Annotated in this window: 22 protein-coding genes; 10 read left to right on the top strand and 12 right to left on the bottom strand. The window is 67.3% G+C overall.

From position 1 onward, the window contains the following. Nucleotides 1-3: 3 nt before the first annotated feature. Nucleotides 4-429, bottom strand: coding sequence for a RidA family protein (locus J0J10_RS04025; RefSeq protein ID WP_291645384.1), 426 nt, complete (start codon nt 427-429; stop codon nt 4-6). Between the two features lie 81 nt (nt 430-510). Next, nucleotides 511-1,359: an SDR family oxidoreductase gene (locus tag J0J10_RS04020; protein ID WP_291645383.1), complete on the bottom strand. Its 849-nt coding sequence runs from the start codon at nt 1,357-1,359 to the stop codon at nt 511-513. Nucleotides 1,360-1,458: 99 nt separating this feature from the next. Between J0J10_RS04020 and J0J10_RS04015 the strand changes: the two genes are divergently transcribed. Further along, nucleotides 1,459-2,352 (top strand): LysR family transcriptional regulator, encoded by an 894-nt coding sequence (locus J0J10_RS04015; protein WP_291645382.1) that lies wholly within the window; start codon nt 1,459-1,461, stop codon nt 2,350-2,352. Between the two features lie 69 nt (nt 2,353-2,421). Beyond that, nucleotides 2,422-3,255 (top strand): AraC family transcriptional regulator, encoded by an 834-nt coding sequence (locus J0J10_RS04010; RefSeq protein WP_291641728.1) that lies wholly within the window; start codon nt 2,422-2,424, stop codon nt 3,253-3,255. Here the strand turns inward: J0J10_RS04010 and J0J10_RS04005 are convergent. Further along, entirely contained in the window at nt 3,245-3,967 is a 723-nt protein-coding gene (locus tag J0J10_RS04005) for a DUF502 domain-containing protein (RefSeq protein ID WP_291641727.1), read from the bottom strand. The two genes, J0J10_RS04010 and J0J10_RS04005, sit on opposite strands and share 11 nt — an antisense overlap. Nucleotides 3,968-4,092: 125 nt before the next feature. Here J0J10_RS04005 and J0J10_RS04000 point away from each other — a divergent pair, with 125 nt between their 5' ends. Next, entirely contained in the window at nt 4,093-4,488 is a 396-nt protein-coding gene (locus tag J0J10_RS04000; protein WP_291641726.1) for a YbaN family protein, read from the top strand. Between the two features lie 18 nt (nt 4,489-4,506). On the opposite strand, the gene glmS is transcribed toward J0J10_RS04000, so the two are convergent. Both glmS and glmU read right to left on the bottom strand, forming a co-directional pair. Further along, nucleotides 4,507-6,333, bottom strand: a complete 1,827-nt coding sequence (gene glmS, locus J0J10_RS03995; protein WP_291645381.1) for a glutamine--fructose-6-phosphate transaminase (isomerizing) — start codon at nt 6,331-6,333, stop codon at nt 4,507-4,509. 107 nt (nt 6,334-6,440) lie between these two features. After that, nucleotides 6,441-7,796 carry a bifunctional UDP-N-acetylglucosamine diphosphorylase/glucosamine-1-phosphate N-acetyltransferase GlmU gene (gene glmU / locus J0J10_RS03990; RefSeq protein ID WP_465247157.1) on the bottom strand — a complete coding sequence of 452 codons (1,356 nt, stop codon included), beginning with the start codon at nt 7,794-7,796 and terminating at the stop codon, nt 6,441-6,443. 358 nt (nt 7,797-8,154) lie between these two features. On the opposite strand from glmU, the gene J0J10_RS03985 reads away from it, so the two are divergent. Both J0J10_RS03985 and mdoH read left to right on the top strand, forming a co-directional pair. Further along, the gene (locus J0J10_RS03985) at nt 8,155-9,684 is read left to right on the top strand and encodes an OpgD/OpgG family glucan biosynthesis protein (protein ID WP_291645379.1); all 1,530 of its coding nucleotides are present in this window, start codon (nt 8,155-8,157) and stop codon (nt 9,682-9,684) included. After that, nucleotides 9,672-11,891 carry a glucans biosynthesis glucosyltransferase MdoH gene (mdoH, locus tag J0J10_RS03980; RefSeq protein WP_291645378.1) on the top strand — a complete coding sequence of 740 codons (2,220 nt, stop codon included), beginning with the start codon at nt 9,672-9,674 and terminating at the stop codon, nt 11,889-11,891. The genes J0J10_RS03985 and mdoH overlap by 13 nt, the downstream gene beginning before the upstream one ends. Nucleotides 11,892-11,904: 13 nt before the next feature. Here mdoH and J0J10_RS03975 read toward each other — a convergent pair whose 3' ends face one another. The 7 genes from J0J10_RS03975 to tpiA form a co-directional block, all read right to left on the bottom strand. Continuing rightward, complete coding sequence (locus J0J10_RS03975) at nt 11,905-12,783, bottom strand: VOC family protein (RefSeq protein WP_291645377.1); 879 nt, start codon at nt 12,781-12,783, stop codon at nt 11,905-11,907. A gap of 94 nt (nt 12,784-12,877) precedes the next feature. Continuing rightward, complete coding sequence (locus J0J10_RS03970) at nt 12,878-14,044, bottom strand: glutathionylspermidine synthase family protein (RefSeq protein WP_291645376.1); 1,167 nt, start codon at nt 14,042-14,044, stop codon at nt 12,878-12,880. Nucleotides 14,045-14,046: 2 nt separating this feature from the next. Continuing rightward, the gene (locus tag J0J10_RS03965) at nt 14,047-14,682 is read right to left on the bottom strand and encodes a DUF1190 domain-containing protein (RefSeq protein ID WP_291640481.1); all 636 of its coding nucleotides are present in this window, start codon (nt 14,680-14,682) and stop codon (nt 14,047-14,049) included. 10 nt (nt 14,683-14,692) lie between these two features. Continuing rightward, entirely contained in the window at nt 14,693-15,094 is a 402-nt protein-coding gene (locus J0J10_RS03960; protein WP_291645375.1) for a DUF350 domain-containing protein, read from the bottom strand. Nucleotides 15,095-15,276: 182 nt separating this feature from the next. Continuing rightward, on the bottom strand, nt 15,277-16,905 hold the full coding sequence (locus J0J10_RS03955) for a CTP synthase (RefSeq protein WP_291640484.1): 1,629 nt from the start codon (nt 16,903-16,905) through the stop codon (nt 15,277-15,279). A gap of 157 nt (nt 16,906-17,062) precedes the next feature. After that, nucleotides 17,063-17,464 (bottom strand): preprotein translocase subunit SecG, encoded by a 402-nt coding sequence (secG, locus tag J0J10_RS03950; protein WP_291640486.1) that lies wholly within the window; start codon nt 17,462-17,464, stop codon nt 17,063-17,065. Between the two features lie 126 nt (nt 17,465-17,590). Further along, nucleotides 17,591-18,352 carry a triose-phosphate isomerase gene (gene tpiA / locus J0J10_RS03945; protein WP_291645374.1) on the bottom strand — a complete coding sequence of 254 codons (762 nt, stop codon included), beginning with the start codon at nt 18,350-18,352 and terminating at the stop codon, nt 17,591-17,593. 149 nt (nt 18,353-18,501) lie between these two features. On the opposite strand from tpiA, the gene J0J10_RS03940 reads away from it, so the two are divergent. From J0J10_RS03940 to J0J10_RS03920, 5 genes are all read left to right on the top strand, one after another. Next, the gene (locus tag J0J10_RS03940; RefSeq protein WP_291645373.1) at nt 18,502-20,415 is read left to right on the top strand and encodes a SurA N-terminal domain-containing protein; all 1,914 of its coding nucleotides are present in this window, start codon (nt 18,502-18,504) and stop codon (nt 20,413-20,415) included. An 11-nt stretch (nt 20,416-20,426) separates the two neighbouring features. After that, nucleotides 20,427-21,941 carry an anthranilate synthase component I gene (gene trpE, locus J0J10_RS03935; RefSeq protein WP_291640492.1) on the top strand — a complete coding sequence of 505 codons (1,515 nt, stop codon included), beginning with the start codon at nt 20,427-20,429 and terminating at the stop codon, nt 21,939-21,941. Nucleotides 21,942-22,159: 218 nt separating this feature from the next. Continuing rightward, nucleotides 22,160-23,137, top strand: a complete 978-nt coding sequence (locus J0J10_RS03930; protein WP_291640494.1) for an ABC transporter substrate-binding protein — start codon at nt 22,160-22,162, stop codon at nt 23,135-23,137. Nucleotides 23,138-23,215: 78 nt separating this feature from the next. Further along, entirely contained in the window at nt 23,216-24,139 is a 924-nt protein-coding gene (locus J0J10_RS03925; RefSeq protein WP_291645372.1) for an ABC transporter permease, read from the top strand. After that, nucleotides 24,136-24,930, top strand: a complete 795-nt coding sequence (locus tag J0J10_RS03920) for an ABC transporter ATP-binding protein (RefSeq protein WP_291645371.1) — start codon at nt 24,136-24,138, stop codon at nt 24,928-24,930. Before J0J10_RS03925 ends, J0J10_RS03920 begins: the two co-directional genes overlap by 4 nt. The last annotated feature ends 24 nt before the right edge of the window (nt 24,931-24,954 follow it).

The following is a 24,954-nucleotide window of genomic DNA, read 5'->3' as shown; positions in this document are numbered from 1 at the left end:
CGCTCAGCCGTGTGCGACCGGCGCGCTTTCGGCAGCTTTGGGTGGAATGCGGGCGACCACCTTGAGCTCGAAGTCGAACCCGGCGAGCCAGGTCACGCCGACCGCGGTCCAGGCCGGATAGGGCGGTTCGCCGATTTCCTCGGCTCGGATGGTCATCATCCTGTCGAACTGCGCCTGCGGGTCGGTATGAAAGGAAATCACGTCGATCACGTCGTCGAAACTCGCATCCGCCGCCGCGAGCACGGCGCGCAGATTGGCGAAGGCCCGGCGGACCTGGTCCTCGAAGACCGGTTCGGGCGAGCCGTCCTCTCGGCTCCCGACCTGTCCGGAGACGAAGAGCAGGTCGCCATGCCGGATGGCGGCGGAATATTGATGGACGTCATAGAGGGCGTGGCGGCCGGCTGGGAAAATCGCGTCGCGTTTGGGCATGTCATTGCCTCATGATCTTCGAATGAGAAATTGAATTGAGATCCCGTTGCATTTCGCTTGGCGGGCCGACGGGACCAGCGTTTAGAGGCGCGCGAGTTCGGCCTCGGTGAAGTCCGCCGCGACCGAGATCTCCTTCTGGCTGTCGAGCTCGTCGATCCGGCCGCCGAGCGCCTTCCGGATGCGGGCATAGGCATCGGCGCCGAGCACGAGCCGCCTGGGAAGCGGTCCCTTCCGGTCGGCGAGCCCGATCATCGCCTCGGTCACCCGCTCGGGGTCACCCTTGATCACCCAGGAGCCACGAACCGCTGCCCGGGTCTGGCCGACGGGCGTCTCCTCATAGGCATCGAGGGCTTCGGCGTGGGCGAGATTACCGCCGAACTCCGTTCGGGTCGGACCGGGCTCGACCAGGGTGAGTTCGATGCCGAAGGGCGCGACCTCCAGCGCCACGGTTTCGACGAAGCCCTCGATGCCCCATTTCGTCGCGTGATAGAGACCGAGGCCGGGATAGACAATCTGCCCGCCCTCGCTCGAGAGCTGTTGGATCCGGCCACCGCCCTGTTTGCGCAGATGCGGCAGCGCCGCCTGGATCAGCGTGATCGAACCCATGAGATTGGTCGCGACGATGTCGCGGACCTGCTGGTCGCTGACCTCCTCGGCTGCGCCGACGAGACCATAGCCGGCATTGCTGACGACGATGTCGATACGACCGCGCTCTTCGAAGGCGAGGTCGACCGCGCCGCGCACGGCAGCCTGATCCCTGAGGTCGAGCGCGAGGATGCCAAGTCGCTGCGGATAGCGCTCGCGCAGATCGGACAGCGCATCCGCCCTGCGGCTGGTTCCAACGACATGATCGCCGCGCGCCAGCACCTTCTGCGCCAAGAGCCGGCCGAGCCCGGACGAAACGCCGGTTATGAGCCAGGTTTTCTGCATGTTCCACATCTCCCGGTTTGACACCGGCATGAGATAGAGGCGAAGCATTGTGCGGATTAGACGCTAAAATCCGTATGGGTTGATGCCAGATAGCCAGCAATGAACCGCCCTTCGCTCAACGACCTCACGGCCTTCGTGGCCGTCGCCACCCGGCGCAGCTTCCGCCATGCGGCCGATGAGCTCGGCATGGCGCCATCCACCTTGAGTCATGCGATGCGTGCCCTTGAGGAGCGCATGGGGGTGCGCCTGCTGAACCGCACGACGCGCAGCGTTTCACCGACCGAGGCGGGCTTCGAGCTGCTCGGCCGGCTTCAGCCGGCTCTCGCCACCCTGGACGATGCCCTCGACAGCATCGCGACCTTCCGCGGCAGCGTGGCCGGGAAGGTCCGGATCAACGTGCCGCGGCTGGTGGCGACGCTACTGGTACGCGAGGTGCTGCCCGTGATGGCCGAGCGCTTTCCGGGCGTCATCGTCGACATCGTCGTCGAAGGGCGGCTGGTCGACATCGTATCGGCGGGGTTCGATGCCGGCGTGCGCCTTGCCGGATCGATCCACAAGGACATGGTCGCCGTTCCGCTCGGCGCCGCGATCAGCTTCATCTGCGTTGCCTCACCGGCCTACCTGGAACGCTTCGGCGAGCCGGGCAGTCCGGAGGAACTGGAGAGCCATCGCTGCATCGGTCACCGGATGCCGAGCGGCAAGCTCTATCGCTGGGAGTTCGAACGGGCCGGGCAGGAGCTGACGATCGAAGTCGGCGGACCGGTCATCCTCGACGACGAGGAGCTGATGGTGGAGGCCGCGATCAATGATCTCGGCATCGCCTATGTCGCCAGCCCGGCCGCCGAGACGGCCTTGGTCGAGGGACGCCTGCGCCAGATCCTCACCGCCTGGGCGCCGGCTCCGGAAGGGGTGGCGGTCTATTACCCCGGGCATCGCGCCGTGCCGCCGGCGCTGCGGGCCTTTCTCGACGTCGTCAAGACGCTGCAAAAATAGCCGGCAGCAATCCCGATCAAGCGCCGGCGCCATGCCGGCGCCATCGTGGCCGCGCTTCGTGAGACCCCAATGGATCCGATCAAGAAAGCGCTCTGGTGCATCGAAAGCCGCTTTGCCGCGCCGCTCTCGCTCGACGAGATCGCCGAGGTCAGCGGCGTCTCCCGGTTCCATCTCGTACGCGCCTTCGGCGTGGCGACCGGCCGTTCGGTGATGCGCTATGTGCGCGAGCGACGGCTGACGGAGGCGGCACGCCAGCTCGCCAATGGCGCGCCCGACATCCTCTCGGTCGCGCTGGATTGGGGCTACGGCTCGCACGAGGCCTTCACCCGCGCCTTCCGCGAGCAGTTCGGCCTGACGCCGGAAGAGCTGCGGGCCCGGCGCGATCTGTCCTCGCTCACCCTCGTGGAGCCGCTACCCATGAACGCCATCTCCTCCAGCCCGCTCGGCGAGCCGCGTCTCGTCACCGGCAAGCCGTTGCTGATCGCCGGTTTCGGCGGCCATTTCTCGGTCGAGAACACCGCCGGAATCCCCCTGCTCTGGCAGAAGATCGCCCCGCATTTCGGCCATATCCCCGGACAGGTAGGGCATGTCGCCTATGGCGCGAGCCATAATTGCGACGATCAGGGCGCCTTCGACTACATCGCCGGCGCCGAGGTCTCGAGCTTTTCCGAGCTGCCCGCGGAGTTCGAGCGGCTGCGTGTGCCGGAGCAGCTCTATGCGGTGTTCGAGCACCGCGGCCACATCACCGCGATCAAGCAGAGCTTCGAGGCAATCTGGCGCGACTGGCTGCCCAAGTCCGGCCGCGAGCCCGCAATGGGGCCGACCCTGGAACGCATGGACGAACGCTTCGACGCCGCGACCGGCAATGGCGTCGTCGAGATCTGGCTCGCCCTCAAGGGCTGATCCGCCCCCCATTGCCATTGGCGCCGTTGCGTCCCAGGGCGTCGCCGGGCTGGATCATGCCGGCGGACATGATCAGCTTGGCGCCCTCCTCGACCGAGATCGCGACCTCGACCACTTCTCGCCGTGGCAGATAGAAGAAAAAGCCGGTGGTCGGGTTCGGCGTGCAGGGCAGGAAGACGCCGATCTGCTCGTCGCTATCGGGCAGCTTACCGGCGATTTCGGGGGCTGCTTCCTGGGCGATGAAGACGATCGACCACATTCCCGGCTGCGGAAACTGCACCATGCCGACCTTGCGGAAGGAGGTCCCGGACTGGGAGAAGATCGTCTCGAAGACCTGCTTCACGCCCTTGTAGAGCCCGCGCACCACGGGCATCCGGTTGAGAAGCGCCTCACTGGCGCCGATCAGCGTGCGTCCCACGAGATTGGCGGCGAAGAAGCCGAGCAGGGTCAACCCGACAAGGGCGATGACGACGCCGAAGCCGGGCACCGGAAAGCGCAAATAGGTGTCCGGCCAGAACTGCGCCGGAACCAGCGGCTTGACCCAGCCATCGACCAGATTCACGAACCACCAGGTCACCGAGGCGGTGATGGCGAGCGGTGCCGCCAGCACCAGCCCGGTCAGGAAATAGCGGCGGAGCCTGGTACCGAAGCTCGGCCGCAGCATGTCGGGATGAACGACGAGATGCGGATCGGGCGGGCGGGCTGCGGCCATCGACTGTCCTGGGCTTCGGTCGGTTCCAAGGCTTGCGGGGCTTCGAGCTTGCACCGCAATATGCGACGATAGCCTAGCAGCCGCTTCTGGCTAGCCCCTGATTCTCCGATGGCGACAAGGCGCGCGTGTCCGAGCCTTCCAGAAAGCACGGCCCCTGGCGCCGCTCCCTCTATTTCGTCGCCGGCTGGGTGCTGACCGCCGTCGGCGTGATCGGGCTCGTGCTGCCTCTGATGCCGGGCACGATCTTCCTGATCGCAGCGGCCTGGTTCTTCTCGCGCTCTTCGCCGCGCTTCGAGGCCTGGCTGCTCGGCCATCCGAAACTTGGACCACAGGTCGTGGCCTGGCGGCGGACCGGCTCGATCGCGCGCAAGACCAAGTACATCGCCTGCGGCTCGATGGCCTTGAGCTTCGCCCTGGTGGCGGCGAGCGATGCGCCGCCGGTCGCGTTGTGGGTGACCGGTGCCTGCCTGATCGCGGCAGGCACCTATGTCGCCAGCCGGCCGGAGCCGGCCGGCGATTGAATCAGGCTCGGCCCGCGCTCACTCGACGGTGACGGACTTCGCCAGATTGCGCGGCTGGTCGACGTCCTTGCCCATGAAGACGGCCGTCTGATAGGCGATCATCTGGATCGGAACGGCGTAGACGATCGGCGCGAAGAGCGGGTCCATCTCCGGCATGATGATCGTCGTCTCGGGCTCGACGCCGCATTCGGCGGCGCCCTTGGCGTCGGTGATCAGGATGATCCGCCCGCCACGCGCCGCGACTTCCTGCATGTTGGACGCCGTCTTCTCGAACAAGGCGTCATGCGGGGCGATGACGATGACCGGCATCTCCTCGTCGATCAGCGCGATCGGTCCGTGCTTGAGCTCGCCCGCCGGATAACCTTCGGCGTGGATGTAACTGATTTCCTTGAGCTTCAGCGCGCCCTCGAGCGCCAGCGGGAAGGCCGTTCCGCGCCCGAGATAGAGCACGTCGCGTGCCCGCGACAGCTTGCGCGCGAGCTTCTCGATCTCCGGCTCCAGGGTCAGGGCCTGCGCCATCAGCCCGGGCAGCGCGATCAGCTCCTGGACGTAGCGTGCCTCCTGCTCGGCCGAGAGCGTGCCGCGCTCACGGGCGGCCGCCAGTGCGAGGCCGGCGAGCGCCGTCAGCTGGCAGGTGAAGGCCTTGGTCGAGGCGACGCCGATTTCCGGCCCGGCCAGGGTCGGCGCCACGACATCGCTCTCGCGGGCGATCGTCGAGGTCGGGACGTTGACCACCGACAGGACGTGCTGCCCCTCCTGCCTTGCGTAGCGCAGGCAGGCGAGCGTGTCGGCGGTCTCGCCGGACTGCGAGACGAAGAGCGAGAGCCCATTCGCCGGCAGCGGCGCCTCGCGATAACGGAACTCGGAGGCGACATCGATCTCGACCGGCAGCCGCGCCAGCTTTTCGAACCAGTACTTGGCGGTCAGGCCAGCATAATAAGCCGTTCCACAGGCCGAAACCGAAAGCCGCGACAAGGCCTTCCAGTCGAAAGGCGCGTCGAAAGGCAGCCGGGCACGGCCATTCGCCATGTCGACGAAATGCGTCAGCGTGTGGCCGACCACTTCCGGCTGCTCATAGATCTCCTTGGCCATGAAGTGATGGTGGTTGCCCTTCTCGACCAGGAAGGCCCCGGCGGCGACGCGCTGGGCGCGGCGCTCCACCTGCGCCCCAGAGGCGTCGTAGAAGGTCGCGCCACCACGATTCAGCACCACCCAGTCGCCCTCGTCGAGATAGGCGATCAGATTGGTGAAGGGCGCCAGCGCGAGTGCATCGGAGCCGAGATACATCTCACCGTCGCCGATGCCCACGGCCAGCGGCGAGCCCTTGCGCGCGCCGATCAGCAGATCCTCCTGCCCCTCGAACAGGAAGGCGAGCGCGAAGGCGCCGCGCAGGCGTGGCAGGCAGGCGCCGACCGCCGCGACTGGGTCCTTGCCACGGTCGAGCTCGCGGGTGACGAGATGGGCGACGACCTCGGTATCGGTCTCGGTCTCGAAGACGTGCCCGTCAGCCTGGAGCTCCGCCTTGAGCTCGCGGAAGTTCTCGATGATGCCGTTATGGACGACCGCCAGCTTGGCGGTGGCATGCGGATGGGCGTTGGTCTCGTTCGGTCGGCCATGCGTGGCCCAGCGGGTATGGCCAATGCCGATCAGCCCGTCGAGCGGCTCGCTCGACAGCCGGACCTCCAGGTTCTTGAGCTTGCCCTCGGCGCGCCGACGGCTGAGCCTGCCATGCTCGAGCGTGGCGACCCCGGCCGAGTCATAGCCGCGGTATTCGAGCCGCCGCAGCGCCTCGACCACCTGCCCAGCGACAGCTTCCTTGCCGAGAATGCCTACGATTCCGCACATGCCTATGCCTCACGGGAAGTTTTCGTTGCCGTCCGCAATAATGCGCCCGGCGCCGAATGCCCAATCACGATGAATGTCGAACTGTGAACGCGACGGCACGGAGCCGGCTAGCGCGCCGCCTTGCGGGCCTTCGCCGCGGCCCGGAAGTCCGCCGCCCAGCCTTCGCGCTCGACCTGGCGGCCGCGCGCGACGGCCAGCGCGTCCGGCGCCACGTCGCGGGTGATCACCGACCCCGAGCCGACATAGGCGCCGGCACCGATCGTCACCGGCGCGACCAGCGCCGAATTCGAGCCGACGAAGGCGCCCTCGCCGATGATCGTCTTCGACTTGAAGAAGCCGTCATAATTGCAGGTGATGGTTCCCGCGCCGATATTGGCGGCCGCACCGATCTCCGCATCGCCGATATAGGTGAGATGGTTGACCTTGGCTCCGGCGCCGATCGTCGCCGCCTTGATCTCGACGAAGTTGCCGACCTTGGCCCCTTCGGCGAGATCGGCGCCCGGCCGCAGCCGGGCATAGGGGCCGATCGTCGCGCCAGCTCCGACGCTCGCACCTTCCAGATGCGAGAAGGCGTGGATCACCGCCCCGTCGGCAACGCTGACGCCCGGTCCGAAGACGACATTCGGCTCGATCACGACATCGCGGCCGATTCGGGTGTCATGGCTGAAGAACACGGTGTCCGGAGCGATGAGGGTCGCTCCCGACGCCATGGCCTCGAGGCGCCGGCGCTTCTGGAAATCGGCTTCGGCCCCGGCGAGCTGGGCGCGGTCGTTGACGCCCTGCACCTCGGCTTCCGGCGCGATCAGCGCGATGGTCGTCAGCCCCTGCCGGCGAGCGACTTCGACCGCATCGGTCAGATAGTATTCGTTCTGGGCGTTGGCGTTGCCGATGGCGTCGAGGATGGCGAGCGCGCGCTTCCCATCGAGAGCCATCAGCCCGGCATTGCAAAGCCGGATGGCCCGCGTCGCCGCATCGGCATCCTTATGCTCGACGATGGCTTCGAGCTGCCCGTCCCGGGTGACGAAGCGGCCATAGCCGCTCGGGTCGCGGGCCTCGAAACCGAGCGCCGCAACACCAGCGCCCTGGCGCAGCGCCTGTCGCAGGCCGGCATAGGTTTCGGGCCGCACCAGAGGCGTGTCGGCGAAGGCGACGAGGACGTCGTCATGATCCTCGGCCAGGCTGGCGCGCGCCGCGAGAACCGCATGGGCCGTACCCTTGCGCTCGGCCTGAACCGCGATCCTGGCATGCGGAGCGAGCCTGCTCACCTCCGCGGCGACATCCGGGCGGTCCGGGCCGATGACGACGACGAGCGAATCCGCTCCAGCGGCGGAAACGGCCGCAAGCGCATGGCCGAGCAGCGAGCGCCCCGCCATCTCATGCAGCACCTTCGGTCGGGCCGACTTCATCCGCGTGCCCTCGCCGGCCGCAAGGATGATGGCGAGGCAGGTTCGGGCGGGCTGCATTTCCGTCATGATCTTCGAGTCTCATGCTGTCGGGAGAATAGCGGTCGACGCGGATACGTCCGAAGCCGGCCATCGGTCCGGCGCAGGCGGGTGTTGCGCGGGGAGTGGATAGCCGATCCGAGGCGGATTTGGCAAAGTCGACGGCCGAAGCGAAAGCGGAATTTCCGCAAAGCCTTGGCTGGAAGGGGCGAGCGATCCGGGGCATGGCCTTGCGAAAGCCGCGAGGCTCTTTTTTTCACCTTACAAAGTGGCGCGCGCTTTCCAGCTCGCCGCAAAATGCTCTAGAAGCGCAAAGCGGCCGGCCCGCCGACGGCGCATGTTGGAACTGATGTCGAAATCCTTGAATCGTCGTCGATTTTTGAGCGCTGCTGCGACCGGTCTCGTCGCCCAGCGCCTGGTGGCCGGCACGCCGGCACATGCCCAGTCGAGCTGGGCGGGCCTGGTGCAATCGGTCATCGCCGAAGGCCAGCGCTTCGAAGCCTCGCTCGTCGTCGAAGCGGCGCGGATGCTGTCGCGCCGCCCGATGGTGCCGCTGACTGCCACCGACCTGCCCGAGGGCTACGCCACCCTGCCCTATGATCAGTATGTCGGCATAAGGGCCCAGCCCGGCGGACTGATCTGGGCCGGCGAAAATCGCGGCTTCACGATCGAGCCGATGCATCGCGGCTATGTCTTTTCGGCGCCGGTCAGCCTGTTCGCCGTCGAGGATGACGTGGTGCGCCGCGTGGCTTTCGACCGCGGCAAGTTCGATTATGGCCGGGTCACCCCGCCCCCGGCCGGGCTCGATCTGCAATTCTCGGGATTTCGGGTCGCGACGGGCCTTGAGCGCCCGTTCGAGGTCGCGACCTTCCAGGGCGCGACCTTCTTCCGCTCGCTGGCTCGCGGCCAGAATTTCGGCGCCTTGGCCCGGGCACTGATTCTGCGCCCGGGCGAAACGCGCGGCGAGGAAATCCCTTTCTTCCGCGCCTTCTGGATCGAGCGGCCAAGCCCGGCCTCCGGCGTGCTGATCATCCACGGGCTGCTCGATTCCGAAAGCGTCGCGGGCGCCGTGCGCATGACCTTGCGGCCCGGCGACATGACCTTCATCGACGTCGAGATGACGCTGTTCGCCCGCGCCAATCTCGATCATGTCGGCTTCGGCTGCACGATGGGCACCTTCTTCGCCGGCCCGCAGAGCCGGCGCACCTTCGACGATGTGCGACCGGCCGTGCACGAACTCTCCGGTGTCCAGATGCAGTCCGGCAGCGGCGAGTGGATCTACCGGCCGCTCAGCAACCCCGCCAATCTGCAGGTCTCCTCCTTCCAGGACTCGAACCCGCGGGGCTTCGGGCTGGTGCAGCGCGAGCGCGACCCCAATGCCTTCCTCGACGACGACCAGCGACTCGAGCTGCGCCCGAGCGTCTGGATGGAGCCGCTCGGGGATTGGGGCCAGGGCTCGGTCCAGCTGATCGAGATCCCGACCGATTCCGAACTCAACGACAACATCATCGCCTATTGGCGGCCGCGACAGCCGATCGCGGCTGGCAGCGAGACGACCGTGGCCTATCGTCAGGCGTGGTGCTGGCAACCGCCGGATCGGCCGCCGCTGGCGCTCGCCACCCGGACCAGGCAGGGGCGCGGCACGCAGGGCCGCCGCCGGCGCTTCATCGTCGATTTCACCGGCGAGCGGCTGGCCGATGCCGGGCTGGTCGCCGCGACGAGAGCGATCGTGACCGCCACCCCCGGCGCAGTGCATAATCTACGCCTCTGGCCTTTCCCCGAGCGGCGGACCATGCGCGTCGGCTTCGAAGTCGACCCCGGCAACGAGAATCTCTCGGAGCTTCGCCTGGTTCTCGACGCCGGCGGCCAGGCGGTATCCGAGACCTGGTTGAATCGATGGACATGGTGAGCACGCAGCACGCGACGGTGGACGAGATCGTCCGCAAGCCGGAAGGCGAGATCGCGACATGGCCGGCGCCTTTCGAGGCGACACCGCCGGAGAACAGGCTCGACATGCCGGTGCAGTCCTTCCGTCGCTGGAAGGGGGCGGAGCGGCGCGCTCCTGCTGCGCCGTCGGCCTGGCGCACGCCCTGGCTGGCGCGCCTCTTCGTCTTCGGCGGCGCCTGGGCGCTGACGGCCTATGGCGCCTGGGAGATGTACAATGTCGTGTCGGTCAGCCGAACGACCTTCCTGCAGTATGTGCTGCTCCTGCTGTTCACCGTGAACTTCTCCTGGATCGCGCTTGCCTTCACCAGCGCGATCCTCGGCTTCGTCACCCTGCTGTTCGGCCTGCTGAAAAGCCCGCGCGCCGAGACGCTGAGCCAGAAGACCGTGGTGGTGATGCCGATCTACAACGAGTCGACGGCGCGCACCTTCGCGGCATTGGCCGCGATCCGCGAATCGGTCGAGGCGACGGGGCTCGGCGAGCATTTCGACTATTTCATCGTCTCCGACACGACCAACCCGGACATCTGGGTCGCGGAGGAGCGTGCCTTCCTGGCGCTGCGCCAGCGACTGGGACCGGAGGCGCGGATCTATTACCGCCATCGGCCGAAGAACCATCACCGCAAGGCCGGCAACATCGCCGATTTCGTCACCCGCTGGGGCGGGCACTACGCCCATATGGTCGTGCTCGACGCCGACAGCCTGATGACCGGCACCTGCATCGTGCGCCTGGCGGCGGCGATGGAGGCCGATCCCGATGCCGGCATCATCCAGTCGCTGCCGCTGATCATCAACCGCAACACCTTCTTCGCGCGCCTCCAGCAGTTCGCGGCGCGCGTCTACGGACCGGTGATCGCGACCGGGCTTGCGGTCTGGTCCGGGCGCGACGGCAATTACTGGGGCCATAACGCGATCATCCGGACGAAGGCCTTCGCCGATCATTGCGGCTTGCCCGACCTGAAGGGCAAGCCGCCCTTCGGCGGCCATGTGCTCAGCCATGATTTCGTCGAAGCGGCGCTGATCCGGCGTGCCGGCTGGTCGGTCTACATGCTGCCGGATCTGACCGGTTCCTATGAGGAAAGCCCGCCCTCGCTGATCGACATCGCGACGCGCGACCGGCGCTGGTGCCAGGGCAATCTGCAGCATTCGCGCGTCATCGGCGCCAAGGGGCTGACGCTGGCGACGCGGCAGCATTTCGCCACCGGCATGATGGCCTATCTCGCCTCGCCCTTCTGGCTGATGCAGCTGGTGGTCGGCATCCTGATCGTGCTGCAGGTCAACTACGCGCGGCCCGAATACTTCACCCATGAGTTCACGCTGTTCCCGATCTGGCCGCGCTTCGACCCCGAGCGCGCGCTGAACCTGTTCGCGCTGACCATGGCGATCCTGCTGGCGCCAAAACTGTTCGGGCTGCTGCTGACGCTGTTCGACGGCAAGCTGCGGCGCGCCTGCGGCGGCGGCGTCCGCCTGACCCTTTCGGCCCTGCTCGAAGTGCTGTTCTCGGCGATCTTCGCGCCGATCATGATGGTGATCCAGTCCGGCTCGGTCTTCCAGATCCTGCTCGGCCGCGACACGGGCTGGAATCCGCAGCGCCGCGACGACGGCTCGATCCCGTTCAAGGACATCGTGCGGCGGCATCGCACCCACACCATGCTCGGCCTGATCGCCGGTCTCTCGGCCTTCATGATCGCGACCTCGCTCTTCGCCTGGATGTCGCCGACCATCGTCGGCCTCGTGCTGGCGATCCCGCTGTCCTGGGCTTCGGGCCAGCTGGCGCTCGGCCTCTGGCTGAAGCGGCACAACCTGCTCGTCACGCCCGAGGAAGGCGCGCCGCCGGCGATCGCGACACGCGCCAACGCACTGCAGGCCGAATTCATGAAGGCTGGCTATGACGATGCCGACGGACTCGTGGCGCTGCATGCCGACCAGGTGCTGCGCTCGGCGCATGAGAGCATGCTGCCGCAGGTCCAGCCGCGCCGACGCGGCGAGATCGAGCCCGAGCGGGCGGTGGCGCAAGCGAAGCTGGTCGATGCCGAGACCGTCTCGGACGCGGCGATCTGGCTGAAGCCGAAGGAGCGCATGGTCGTGCTGCACGACCGGGCCCTGCTCGGCCTGCTCGCCAGTCTGCCGGAAGGGCCGGCCCATGCCGGCGCCGAAGCGCCGGCCCGGTAGGCCAGACCCGCGTTCAGCCCTGCTCGAAGACGATGGCGCAGCCGAGCCCGGCGCCCGACGGCACGACGAGGCTGCGCTCGCTGCGGCGATATCCGACACCCTGGCGCCCGAGGCTGGCTTCGACCCGCGCCAGATCGGGAACCGTCACGGCAAAGCCGGCGAAACGGGGCTCCGCCCGATTCGCCGCGTCATCAGCGAGCCGCGCGTCGGCAGCCCCGGGCGTGAGTACCTCGATGCGGCCCCGCGCCAGATCGAGACGCAGGCCGCCATCGGCGGTCTCGATCGCCGCCGCACCGGAAAAGGCAGAGAGGAAATCGCGCTGCGCCAGCGGCTCGGCGGCGACCATGAAGGTCGCGGCAAGCCCGCTCGCGCCATTCTCGTGCTGCTGGAAGGCCGGGTTCCAGAAATTCTGCGGCTCGTGCTGCTGGCAGACGAAGAAGCCGCATTCGCGCGCTGCGGGATTGGCGGCGAAGGCCAGGCTGAAGGCGACGCGAACCTGCGAGCCATCAGGCCGCGTGGCCTGCCGCTCGAAGAAGAACGGCTCGAAATCGCCGATTTCCGCCTGCCTGAAGCCCGCTGCATCGGCGTGCGAATCCTGGCTTTCGAGGACGAGCATCGACATGCCCTGGTCGCGCGCCAATGCGTCGCGGACGAAGGCGCCGAAGGAGAAGAGATGCTGGCCATGCGGCGGAATCGCCGTGCCGTCGCCGACGGTGATCAGTTCCAGGAAAGCGCCGGGAAACTGGACGATCCGGTTTTCCGTACCCCAGGGATGGCGATTGCGCGCACCGACCCGGAAGCCGAGACTGGCATAGAACTCGCCTGCCGCATCGAGATCGGCGACGCCGATGACGAGATGGTCGAGGCCGCGCGAAGGCGAAGGCTGGTTCATGGCTGGCTGGGCTCGCAGAAACAGGGCGGTCGATTCGCACCATGTTAGCCCATCCTGCGCCGGGTGCGCGGGCACCGGTGGTTCGCGCGGCTTTCTAGGCCTCGATGAAATGCGGCACGAAGCGCGAGGTGTTCTTGGTGATCGGCGTCGCATCCTCGCGGATGCCGAGGCCGCAGGGCTGCGAGGCGACGAGCCAGGAACCGAGGACCGGATAGTTCCCGTCGAAATTCGGCAGCATCGCCACCGCCTGCAGCACGAAGCCCTCGGCGCCATAGGGACCGTCGTCGCTGTCGCGCACCGTCCCGCCCTCGACCAGTGTCACATTGGCGCCTTCGCGCGAATAGAGCGGCTTGCGGACATGGCTGGCGCCGAGCTCGGCGCAGCGTGGATCGCCCTCGAAATAGGCCGGCAGCAGATTGGGATGACCCGGCGCCATCTCCCAGAGATAGGGCAGCAGTCCCTTGCTGGAGACCAGCGCCTTCCAGGGCGGCTCGACGAAGCGGCAGCGCGAGGTCGCGAGCGCGCCGGCATAGTGCTCGCGAAACAGCCATTCCCAGGGATAGAGCTTGAACAGCATCTCGATCGGCAGGCTGGCGCCATCGCAGAAGCGCCCATCGGCGAGCAGGCCGATCTCCTCGATGAAGCTGAAGCGGGCGTCGATCCCGGCCTGCGTGGCGCAGTCCATCAGGTAGTCGACCGTGCCCTTGTCCTCGGCACTGCCCTCGACGCAGGTGAAATGCATGCGCTCCGGCGCCGGCTCGCGAAGCTGGCCGAAGGCCGCGACCAGCCGCTCGTGCAGCGAATTGAACTGGTCGCAACCGCGCGAGAGCAGGCCCCGGGCCATCGCCTGTTCGAGCCAGTCCCATTGCACCACGGCCGCCTCGAACAGCGAGGTCGGCGTGTCGGCATTGTACTCGAGCAGCTTGGCCGGCCCCTTGCCGTCATAGGCGAGGTCGAGCCGGCCGTAGAGGTTCCGGTCGCCGCGCTGCCAGCTGTCGCGAATCAGTTGCCATTGCGCTTCCGGCACGGCGAGCCGGCGCATGATCTCCTCATCGGCGATGGCGCGCTCGACGAAGGCGAAGCAGAGCTGCTCGATCGCCCCGGTCGGTGCCTCGATGTCATCCTCGATCTGCCGGAGCGAGAAGCCATAGGCCGCGCTCTCGTCCCAATAGGTCTCGCCCTCGATCGTGTGGAAGGCGAAGCCCAGGCGCTCGACCTGAGCCTGCCAGTCCGGGCGTGGCGACAGGGAAAGCCGGCGCATGGTCAGGACGAGGAGGACGAGGAATAGGAGCGTGAACTCGAGCCGAAACCGCCGCGCGAGGCGACGCTCGGCGTGCTCGCCATGCCGGTCGAGGAGATGTTGCGGGCGACCATGGCCTGGCCCGAGGTTGTCGTATAGGCGCGCGAGCGGCTGCTGCTGCCGCCATAGTAGCCGCTGCTGGATGATGACGATGATGACGCGCTGCGTGCCGGCTGCTCGCATTCCGGGCGCCCTGAACCCGGCTGGCGCGTGCCTGGCGGGCAGGCGGAGCTGGTCGGCGGCAGAAGCGGCTGGGCGGCGCCACCGCCCGCCATGAACTGGCGCGCCAGCATGATGCCGGCCAACGCGGGAATGGCGACCTGGGCTCCATTCCAGACCGCGCTCTGGCAGCCGCCGCTGCCATATTCCTGCTCGCAGGCCGCCGTGCTGCCGAATTTCCTGGCCTCGCGCAGATGGTTCGCGGCGGCCTCGTTGAAGCGCTGCTCGCATTGGCTGGCGCTGAGCTGGTTGCCGGCTCGGCATTCCGCGACATTGCTGTAGATCAGCGAATCGTCGGTCTCGCCGCCGGAGAGGGACCAGTAGCTCGCAACGAGCACCACACCCACTGCGGCAAGGCCGATCTGGGTCGAGCGCTTCATCGAGACCTCCTCACTCGGTCATGCTGGCGGCGGCCAGCGTGCCGCTGATGACGGCGATCACGGCCAGCATCGCGGCCGAGGGAAGCCGATCCTCCTCGATCTTGCGCGAGAGGTCCGGGATCACGATGCGGGCAAAGCCATAGGCACCGAACTGGATCAGCATGGCGATGACCGCCCAGATGACCAGATCGGGAATGCTGCTGGCCTGCTCGATCGCCTTTTCGAGCGGCACCGAAAAGCCGACGATGTTGCCGCCGAAGGCGATTGCCGCTGAGAGATTGCCGTTGCGGATCAGCGCTATCTCGTCATGGGCGGTCAAGCGCAGATAGGCAGCGGCGAACCCGGAGATCAGCGCGAAGCCGACACAGAAATAGAGGAAGAACGCCGGCAAGCCGGCCATCGAGATCGTCATGCCGCCCCCAGCGAATACCTGCGCCCGGAGAGCTCACTATACGGCAGCCGCGCAGATGCGCCAGACTGCCGCAGGATGAATGGCAACGGCATTGCGCGCCTCGCCTTCGGAAGGAAGATGCGAAGCGCGCCTTGTGACTGTCAGTGCAGTAATTGCGCGGCCGGGGATCCCCGAACGGCCCGTCAGACCAGACGGCTTTGCACCACCGCCGCCTCGATGAAGCTGGCGAAGAGCGGATGCGGCTCGAAAGGCCGCGACTTCAGCTCGGGATGGTACTGCACGCCGATGAACCAGGGATGGTCGGCATATTCCACCGTCTCCGGCAGCAATCCGTCGGGCGAGACGCCGCTGAAGCGCAGGCCGCGCGCCTCAAGCTGCTGGCGATAGCCCATATTGACCTCGTAGCGATGGCGGTGCCGCTCCGAAATCTCGGTCGAGCCGTAGATCTTCGCAATCTTGGTGTCGGCCGACAAACGGGAGGCGTAGGCGCCGAGCCGCATCGAACCGCCGAGATCGCCGCCGGCTGTGCGCTGCTCGATCTCGTTGCCGCGCATCCATTCGGTCATCAGGCCGACGACGGGCTCGTCGGTCGGTCCGAACTCGGTCGAGTTCGCGCCCTCGATGCCGGCCAGCGAGCGGGCCGCCTCGATCACCGCCATCTGCATGCCGAAGCAGATGCCGAAATAGGGCACCTTGCGCTGCCTCGCGAAGGTCGCCGCCTTGATCTTGCCCTCGGCTCCGCGATGGCCGAAGCCGCCGGGCACCAGGATGCCGTGGACATGTTCGAGGAAGGGGGTCGGGTCCTCCTTCTCGAAGACCTCGGACTCGATCCAGTCAAGATTGACCTTGACCCGGTTGGCGATGCCGCCATGGGTCAGCGCCTCGATCAGCGACTTATAGGCATCCTTCATCCCCGTATACTTGCCGACGATGGCGATGGTGACCTCGCCTTCGGGGCTCTTCACGCGCTCGGAGATGCGCCGCCAATTGCTGAGATCGGGCTCCGCCCCGGCATCGATGCCGAACGCCGCCAGGACCTCGTTGTCGAGCCCCTCGGCGTGATAGGAGAGCGGCACGTCGTAGATCGACGCCACGTCGCGGGCCTCGATCACCGCCGTCTCGCGGACATTGCAGAACAAGGCGAGCTTGCGACGCTCCTCGCGCGGGATCTCGCGATCAGTCCGGCAGAGCAGGATATCGGGCTGGATGCCGATCGAGCGCAGCTCTGCGACCGAATGCTGGGTCGGCTTGGTCTTCAGCTCGCCGGCGGTCGGGATATAGGGCAGCAACGTCAGGTGCAGGAAGATGCACTGGCCGCGCGGCAATTGCTGATTGGTCTGGCGGATGGCCTCGAGGAAGGGCAGGCTCTCGATGTCACCGACCGTGCCGCCGATCTCGACCAGCACGAAGTCGAAGCCTTCATTGCCGGAGAGCACGAACTCCTTGATGGCGTTGGTGACGTGCGGGATGACCTGGATGGTCGCGCCGAGATAGTCGCCCCGGCGCTCGCGCGTCAGGATGTCCATGTAGATGCGGCCGGTGGTGATGTTGTCGCCCTTGTTGCAGGGCCGGCCGGTGAAGCGCTCGTAATGCCCGAGATCGAGATCGGTCTCGGCTCCGTCATCGGTGACGAAGACTTCGCCATGCTGATACGGGCTCATCGTGCCCGGATCGACATTGAGATAGGGGTCGAGCTTGCGCAGGCGGACCGTATAGCCACGTGCCTGCAGAAGGGCTGCGAGAGCCGCCGACGCCAGGCCTTTGCCGAGCGAGGACACCACGCCGCCGGTGATGAAAACATACCGCGTCATGGGAGGTCACCTTTAACGCCAAGATTGCGATTCGCTAAGCGCGCCGATGAGGGTCGGATGTGCGCTGCGTGCTTATCCACAATAGAGCAGAGCCGGCTTCCGGTCGCCCTGCCCTCAAAAGAGAAGGGCCGGTTTCCCGGCCCCTGCCCCGCCCCGATCATTGACCCGGCGCCGCCGGGGTCGGCGGCTGCGAGCCGCCGGGATTCTGCATCTGCCTGAGCTGGTCGAGGACGCCGCCGGCATTGGGAGCCGAAGGTGCGCTCGGCACGGCCGGAGCCGTGGCCCCCGGAGCGGGAGCACCGTCGATGATCGAACGCTGGGTCCGGCCATGGGTCGCGAGCACGGCCAGCGTGATCGAGGTAATGAAGAACAGGCCCGCCAGGATCGCCGTCGCGCGCGTCAGCGCATTGGCCTGGCCGCGGCCGGTCATGAAGCCGCCGACGCCGCCGCCACCGCCCGAGCCCATGCCGAGGCCGCCGCCCTCCGAGCGCTGAAGCAGGACGACGCCGACGAGCGCGATCACGATGAGCAGGTGGATGACGATGATAACGTTCTGCATGGCTCACGAAATGGGTATGGCGCGCGCGATCGCCAAGAGGAGCGTATCGGCGCCGGATCCGTGTTTCGGCGCTGCCCTTAGCATGGGCAGGCGCGCCGCACCACAAGCGATTTCAAACGATCGGCCTCAGCCGCAGGCACGGGCGATCGCCAGAAAATCCTCGGCCTTGAGGCTGGCGCCGCCGACGAGCGCACCGTCGACATCGGCAACCCCCATCAGTTCGGCGGCATTCGACGGCTTGACCGAGCCGCCATAGAGCAGCCGGACGCCTGCGGCCGCGGCCTTGCCCAGAATGCGGCCGAGCTCGGCCCGGATCGCCGCATGCATTTCGGTGACATCCGCCACGGTCGGGGTCAAACCCGTGCCGATCGCCCAGACCGGCTCATAGGCGACGACCAGCGTCGCGCCGGTCGAGCCTTCAGGCACCGAGCCGCGCAGCTGCTTCTTGACCACGGCGAGCGCCTTGCCGGCCTCGCGCTCTTCCTTCGTCTCGCCGACGCAGACGATCGGAACCAGCAATGCCGCCTGCGCTGCCTCCGCCTTGGCTTTCACGGTGGCGTCGCGCTCGCCATGCAAGGTACGGCGCTCGGAATGGCCGACGATGGCGAATTGCGCGCCGGCATCGGCCAGCATCGCAGCCGAGACCTCGCCGGTGAAGGCACCGCTTTCACGCAGGCTGCAATCCTGACCGCCGGTGGCGATCCGCGAGCCGATCAGCGCGGCCGTCATCGGAAAAAGCAGCGTCGCCGGCGGGCAGATGGCGAGATCGACCTGGCGCCGCAGGGCGCCGTCATGGCCGCGCGCGATCCCGGCGGCGATGCCGAGATCGGCCTTCAGGCCGTTCATCTTCCAGTTGCCCGCCACCAGCGGCTTGATGCTTGCCGTCACGTCCACCTCCGAATTTTCCTGCAAGGGCACTAGCAACGCCGGGATCGGTTCGCAATCACGAGCAAGAGCCGGCGATTGCCGAGGCGAGCCTCTCTACCTATAAGCGGCGCGCAAATGCGACGCCGCCGACAGGACAGGAAGATAGCAAAATGATGATGCAGGGCATCCGCAAGGCGGGGCAAAGCCTGGTCGGCAAGCTCCTCGTCGCCTTGATGTTCGGGTTCCTGATCCTGTCCTTCGCGATCTGGGGTGTCGGCGACATCTTCCAGGGCTATGGCCGCAACGCCGTCGCCATCGTCGGGAAGAGAGAGATCAGCATCGAGCAGATGCGGACGGCCTATCAGAACGAGACCCAGATGCTGACGCGTCAGCAGCGGCGCTCGATCACGCCGGAAATCGCCCGCGCGCTCGGTGTCGACCAGCGTGTCCTGTCGCGCCTGATCACCGAGGCGACGCTCGATCAGGTCGCCACCAGGATGGGGCTCGCCGTCTCCGACGACACGGTGCGCGACGTGATCTTCAACGATCCGAATCTGAAGAACGCTTCCGGCGCCTTCGACCGCAACCGCTTCAACGAATTGCTGCGGGCCATCGGCCTGACCGAGCAGGCCTTCGTGCGCGAGCAGCGCGCCGCGACGATGCGCCAGGAGCTCGCCGAGATGGTGATCGGCGGCATCTCCGCCCCCGTCGCGCTGCAGGAGCTCGGGCACCGGCTGCGCAACGAGAAGCGCGACATCGCCTATGCGGTGATCCCCGAGACCGCGGCCGGCGAGATCGCAACGCCCGCCGAGGACGTGCTCAAGCGCTTCTTCGAAGAGCGCAAGGCCGCGTTCCGCGCGCCGGAATTCCGTAACGCCAATGTACTGGCTCTGACCCCGGCCAATCTCGCCGACGCCGCCAAGGTCTCCGATGCCGACGCCAGGGCGCATTACGAGTCGGTCAAGACGCAACGCTACGGCTCGCCCGAGCGCCGCACCGTGCAGCAGATCAGCTTCCCGAGCATCGAGGAGGCTCAGGCCGCCAAGGCGAAGATCGATGGCGGCGAGACCTTCGAAGCGATCGCCACAGCCCGCAACGTCTCGGAGCAGGATCTGACGCTCGGCACCTTCACCCGCGAGGGCCTGTTCGATCCGGCCGTCCGCGACGCGGCTTTCGCCCTTGCCCAGGGGGCCGTCAGTGCGCCCGTCCAGGGCGGCTTCGGCGCGGTGCTCCTGCGGGTCAGCGAGATCGAGCCGGAGCGTCTGAAGAGCTTCGAGGAAGTCGCCGCCGAGGTCCGCAACGAGGTCGCGACCAGCAAGGCCGCCGCGCAGATTTCCGAGTTGCACGACAAGATCGAGGACCAGCGCGCCTCGGCCCGCCCGCTAGGCGAGATCGCCAAGGAATTCGGCCTGACCCTTCGGCCGGTCGGGCCGGTCGATGCCGGCCTGCGCAAGCCCGACGGCGCGCAGGAAGCCCCGCTACCGGGCGGCGATGCGACGCTGACGGCGATCTTCGGCTCGGATATCGGCGTCGACAACGAGGCGCTGCGCCTGCCCAATAATGGCGGCTATGTCTGGTACGAGGTCACCAAGATCGAGCCGCCGCGCGACCGCAGCTTCGACGAAGTCAAGGCCGAGGTCGAGCGACAGTGGCGCGCCGACGAAGTCGCCGCGAAGCTCTCGGCCAAGGCGCGCGAGCTGATCCAGCGTCTCGATGCCGGCGAGGACTTCGCCACGGTCGTCACCGCCGCCGGGCTGAACCCCGAGGAGGCGAGCGACCTCGGCCGCCAGGACCAGAGCGACGCCCTGCCCCGCAATGTCGTCTCGCTGATCTTCGGCACCCCCGTCGGCAAGAGCGCGTCCGCTGCGGCCGATGGTCAGGGACGCATCCTGTTCCAGGTGAAGGCGGCGACGGTGCCGCCCTATATGCGCACGACCGAGGAAGCCGAGAACTTCGTACGCCTGTTCACCTCGAGCCTCAGCGACGATGTGCTGATGCAATATGTCGGCAAGCTGCAGAAGGATCTCGGCGTCTCGGTCAACCAGGCCGCCTTCCGCAACGCGACCGGCGGCACGCAGAACTGAGAGTTCCAAGCATGGCGTCGGCCTTCGACCTCGAACGTTTCACCGCCGCCTACGACGCCGGCCAGCCCCAGCTCGTGACGCTGAGCCTGGTCGGCGACTGCGAAACGCCCGTCGCGGCCTTCATGAAGCTGCGCCATGCCGGCAAGGGCCCGGCCTTCCTGCTCGAATCGGTCGAAGGCGGCGCCGTGCGCGGGCGCTATTCGATGATCGGGCTCGAGCCCGATCTGATCTGGCGCTGCCATCACGGCCAGGCCGCGATGTGCCGGCCGGCCCTCGGCGACGCCCTCCTGCCGGACGCCCGACCCGCCTTCGAGAGCCTGCGCTCGCTGCTGGCGGAAAGCGCGATCCCCGACCAGGACGGGTTGCCACCGATGGCGGCAGGCGTGTTCGGCTATCTCGGCTACGACATGGTGCGCCTGATGGAGCGCCTGGCCGAGCCGAAGGAAACCGGCGTCGGCGTGCCCGACGCAATCCTGATGCGGCCGACGCTGATGGTGGTGTTCGACGCCGTGCGCGACGAGATCACCGTGGTCTCACCGGTGCGGCATCAGCCGGGCGTGTCCGCCGCCATCGCGCATGAACGAGCCCAGGAACGGCTCGAAGCTGTCGTGCATGCGCTTGAATCACCGCTCCCGGCCGAAGCCGCGATAGACATCGCCGGCCTGTCCCATCCCGAGCCGGTCTCGAATACCAGCGAAGCCGAATACGAAGCGATGGTGCTGAGCGCGCAGGAATACATCCGCGCCGGCGACATCTTCCAGGTCGTGCTGTCGCAGCGCTTCGAAGCTCCCTTCGAACTGCCGCCCTTCGCGCTCTATCGGGCGCTGCGCCGGATCAATCCAGCGCCTTTCCTCTGCTATCTCGACTTCGAGGACTTCCAGATCGTCTGCTCGAGCCCCGAGATCCTGGTCCGGATGCGCGAGGGCAATGTCACCATCCGCCCGATTGCCGGCACCCGTCCGCGCGGCGCGACGAGCGAGGCCGACAACGCGCTCGCCGAGGATCTGCTCGCCGACCCCAAGGAGCGTGCCGAGCATCTGATGCTGCTCGATCTCGGCCGCAACGATGTCGGCCGCGTCGCCGAGATCGGCAGCGTCAGGGTCACGGATTCGTTCTTTATCGAGCGTTACAGCCAGGTGATGCACATCGTCTCGAACGTCGAGGGCCGCCTCGCCCCAGAGCATGATGCGCTTTCGGCACTGATCGCCGGATTCCCGGCCGGCACCGTCTCCGGCGCGCCCAAGGTCCGGGCGATGGAGATCATCGACGAGCTTGAGAAGGATCGCCGCGGCGCCTATGGCGGCTGCATCGGCTATTTCGGTGCCAATGGCGAGATGGACACCTGTATCGTGCTGCGCACCGCCGTGGTCCAGGATGGGCGCATGCAGGTCCAGGCCGGCGCCGGCATCGTCTATGATTCCAACCCGGCTTCCGAGCAGACCGAATGCGTCAACAAGGCCAAGGCGCTGTTCAAGGCTGCGGAGGAAGCCGTCCGCTTCGCCGCACGCAGCCGACGCGGGCAGTGAACCGCGGCGATCCTCACCTGCGCCCGCACCGGCTTGCCATGCGGCTGCCTCACTTGCCTCGTGCGTTTCCCGCCGCGCATAGTGGCTCCGGTCGAGGCCGCCAGCCCCCGATCCGGGGGCGCTTTGGCCGGCTCGAATAACAGCCATGACTGGCCCTGCCGCCGCTGCGGAGACCTGAAGCCAGCAGGCAAGGCCCGGAAATTGATGGAGAGAAGACCATGCGTCTCGGCGCAAGCTTGATTGGCAGCGGCATCGCCCTGGCACTCCTGGCCGGAACGGCCGCCTTCGCGCAACAGGCCCAACAGAAGGTGACCGTCGCCGTCACCGCGATCGTCGAGCACCCGGCGCTCGATGCCGCCCGCGACGGCGTCAAGAAGGCGCTCGAGGAGGCCGGATACAAGGACGGCGCCAATCTCAGCTTCCGCTACGAATCCGCGCAGGGCCAGCCGGCGACGGCAGCCCAGATCGCGCAGAAATTCGCCGGCGAGAATCCGAACGTGATCGTCGCGATCGCGACCCCCTCAGCCCAGGCGATGGTCACGGCGACGCAGACGATTCCGGTGGTCTTCACCGCCGTGACCGACCCGGTCGCGGCCCAGATCGTCAAGGACCGCAAGGCGCCGGGCGGAAACGTCACCGGCATTTCCGACTTCTCGCCGCTCGAAGCCCAGTTCGACCTGATCAAGGAACTGGTGCCCGCAGCCAAGAAGATCGGCGTCGTCTTCAATCCTGGCGAAGCCAACAGCGTCGCGCTGCTCAACGCCGTAAAGGCGCTGGCACCGGCCCGCAACCTCCAGATCGTCGAGGCTTCGGCGGGCCGGACCGCCGATGTCTCCGCCGCCGCGCAGAGTCTCGTCGGCAAGGTCGACGCGCTCTATCTGCCGACCGACAACACCATCATCTCGGCGCTCGGCACGGTGCTCGCCGTCGGCACCGACAACAAGCTGCCGGTCTTCACCGGCGACACCGAGTCGGTCCAGAAGGGCTCGGTCGCCTCGATCGGCTTCGACTATTTCCAGGTCGGGCTCGAGACCGGCGCGGTCGTCGTGCGGATTCTGAAGGGCGAGAAGCCCGGCGCCATTCCGGTCAGCAATGCCAGCGGCAGCAATCTCGTGATCAACGCCAAGGCCGCCGCCGCGATGGGCGTCACGGTTCCGCCGGCGGTGCTGGCGCGCGCCAAGCAGGTCATCAACTGAGGTGAAGCGGCGGCGCACAACGCCGCCGCCAACGGCCGCCTAACTCGCCGTTTTCGACCAGAACAAGCAGGGCGACCGATGAGCCTCATCGCCACTCTGGGCGCCATAGAGATCGGACTGGTGTTCGCTCTCGTGGCGCTCGGCGTCTACATCACCTTCCGCGTGCTCGACTTTCCCGACCTGACGGTCGACGGAACCCTGCCGCTCGGCGCCGCGGTCGCGGCGGCGATGATCGCCGGCGGCGTCAATCCCGTGATCGCGACGCTGGCGGCGATCATCGCCGGTTGCCTCGCCGGCACCGTGACCGCCTGGCTCAACATCCGCTTTGCGATCCTGCATCTGCTCGCCGGCATCCTGACGATGACGGCGCTGTTCTCGATCAATCTGCGGGTGATGGGGGTGCCGAACATCCCGCTGATGAACCGGCCGACGGTGATCGAGTTCTTCACCTGGCTGAATCCGCTGATCGCCGCCACCGGCCTGCCCGGCCGCCCGACCCTGCGCGTTCTGGCCTTGCTGATCATCGTCACCGTGATCGCCGCTTTGCTCGCCCGCTTCCTGAAGACCGAGTTCGGCCTCGCCATGCGCGCCACCGGCGCCAATCCGCGCATGGCGCGGGCGCAGGGCATCCGCACCGACATGCATGTCTATGTCGGCGTCGCCCTCTCCAACGGCCTCGTCGCCTTGGCCGGCGCCCTGTTCGCGCAGACAGCCGGCTTCGCCGATGTCAGCATCGGCACCGGCACCATCATCGCCGGCCTCGCCGCCGTGATCCTCGGCGAGACGATCTTCCGTAGCCGGTCCATCGTCGTGGCGATCTTCTCCTGCCTGATCGGCGCCATCGCCTATCGCCTCGCCATCGCGCTCGCGCTGAACGCCGGCTGGCTCGGCCTGCGGGCTTCCGACCTCAATCTCGTCACCGCGGTGCTGGTCGGCATCGCGCTGATGCTGCCCGGTGTCGCCAACCCGCTGCGCAGCCTGTTCAAGCGGAGCGCGCCATGATCAGCGTGCGGGATGTCCACGTCACCTTCGGACGCGGTACGCCGCTGGAGAACCGGGCGCTGCGCGGTCTCGACCTGAAGGTGGCCGATGGCGAATTCGTCACCGTCATCGGCTCGAACGGCGCCGGCAAGTCGACCTTGCTCAATGTCCTCAGCGGCGATGCCCGGGCCGAGCGCGGCACGGTCGAGGTCGACGGCATCGACGTGACGCGCTGGCCGACGCCGAAGCGCGCCGGCCTGATCGCGCGCGTCTTCCAGGACCCGATGGCCGGCACCTGCGAGCGCCTGACCATCGAGGAGAACATGGCGCTGGCTCAGGCGCGCGGCGGGGCACGCGGTCTCGGCGCCGCACTCGACACATCGCGCCGGGCGCTGTTCCGCGACAGGCTGGCGATGCTCGGCCTCGGGCTGGAGAACCGCCTCGGCGATTCGATGGGACTGCTCTCGGGCGGTCAGCGCCAGGCGGTCAGCCTGCTGATGTCGACGCTGGCGGGTACGAAGACCCTGCTGCTCGACGAGCATACCGCAGCGCTCGACCCGCGCACCGCCGCCTTCGTGCTCGACCTGACCCGCTGCATCGTCGACGAGCAGAAATTGACCGCGCTGATGGTGACCCATTCGATGCGCGACGCGCTCGACCATGGCAGCCGCACGGTGATGCTGCACGAGGGCAAGGTCGTCTTCGACATCGAAGGCGAGCGCCGCAAGGCGATGGACGTGCCAGACCTGCTGCGCCTGTTCAAGCAGGTCCGCGGCGAGGAACTATCGGACGACAGCCTGCTGCTGAGCTGAGCGCTTCCGCTGATCGCCTGCGCC

Origin of the sequence: Allobosea sp. (genome assembly GCF_017308075.1) — a bacterium.
GTDB lineage: Bacteria > Pseudomonadota > Alphaproteobacteria > Rhizobiales > Beijerinckiaceae > Allobosea.
This window is presented reverse-complemented; position numbering and strand designations above follow the sequence as displayed.

Coding starts and splice junctions, on each gene's coding strand:
- J0J10_RS03975 (WP_291645377.1), bottom strand. CDS start 12,783: ATGAACCAGCCTTCGCCTTCGCGCGGCCTCGACCATCTCGTCATCGGC.
- J0J10_RS03920 (WP_291645371.1), top strand. CDS start 24,136: ATGATCAGCGTGCGGGATGTCCACGTCACCTTCGGACGCGGTACGCCG.
- glmU (WP_465247157.1), bottom strand. CDS start 7,796: ATGCAGCCCGCCCGAACCTGCCTCGCCATCATCCTTGCGGCCGGCGAG.
- J0J10_RS03965 (WP_291640481.1), bottom strand. CDS start 14,682: ATGAAGCGCTCGACCCAGATCGGCCTTGCCGCAGTGGGTGTGGTGCTC.
- J0J10_RS03925 (WP_291645372.1), top strand. CDS start 23,216: ATGAGCCTCATCGCCACTCTGGGCGCCATAGAGATCGGACTGGTGTTC.
- glmS (WP_291645381.1), bottom strand. CDS start 6,333: ATGTGCGGAATCGTAGGCATTCTCGGCAAGGAAGCTGTCGCTGGGCAG.
- trpE (WP_291640492.1), top strand. CDS start 20,427: ATGGCGTCGGCCTTCGACCTCGAACGTTTCACCGCCGCCTACGACGCC.
- mdoH (WP_291645378.1), top strand. CDS start 9,672: ATGGACATGGTGAGCACGCAGCACGCGACGGTGGACGAGATCGTCCGC.
- J0J10_RS04015 (WP_291645382.1), top strand. CDS start 1,459: ATGAACCGCCCTTCGCTCAACGACCTCACGGCCTTCGTGGCCGTCGCC.
- J0J10_RS03955 (WP_291640484.1), bottom strand. CDS start 16,905: ATGACGCGGTATGTTTTCATCACCGGCGGCGTGGTGTCCTCGCTCGGC.
- J0J10_RS03940 (WP_291645373.1), top strand. CDS start 18,502: ATGATGATGCAGGGCATCCGCAAGGCGGGGCAAAGCCTGGTCGGCAAG.
- J0J10_RS03960 (WP_291645375.1), bottom strand. CDS start 15,094: ATGACGATCTCGATGGCCGGCTTGCCGGCGTTCTTCCTCTATTTCTGT.
- J0J10_RS04010 (WP_291641728.1), top strand. CDS start 2,422: ATGGATCCGATCAAGAAAGCGCTCTGGTGCATCGAAAGCCGCTTTGCC.
- secG (WP_291640486.1), bottom strand. CDS start 17,464: ATGCAGAACGTTATCATCGTCATCCACCTGCTCATCGTGATCGCGCTC.
- J0J10_RS03970 (WP_291645376.1), bottom strand. CDS start 14,044: ATGCGCCGGCTTTCCCTGTCGCCACGCCCGGACTGGCAGGCTCAGGTC.
- J0J10_RS03930 (WP_291640494.1), top strand. CDS start 22,160: ATGCGTCTCGGCGCAAGCTTGATTGGCAGCGGCATCGCCCTGGCACTC.
- J0J10_RS04005 (WP_291641727.1), bottom strand. CDS start 3,967: ATGGCCGCAGCCCGCCCGCCCGATCCGCATCTCGTCGTTCATCCCGAC.
- J0J10_RS04025 (WP_291645384.1), bottom strand. CDS start 429: ATGCCCAAACGCGACGCGATTTTCCCAGCCGGCCGCCACGCCCTCTAT.
- J0J10_RS04020 (WP_291645383.1), bottom strand. CDS start 1,359: ATGCAGAAAACCTGGCTCATAACCGGCGTTTCGTCCGGGCTCGGCCGG.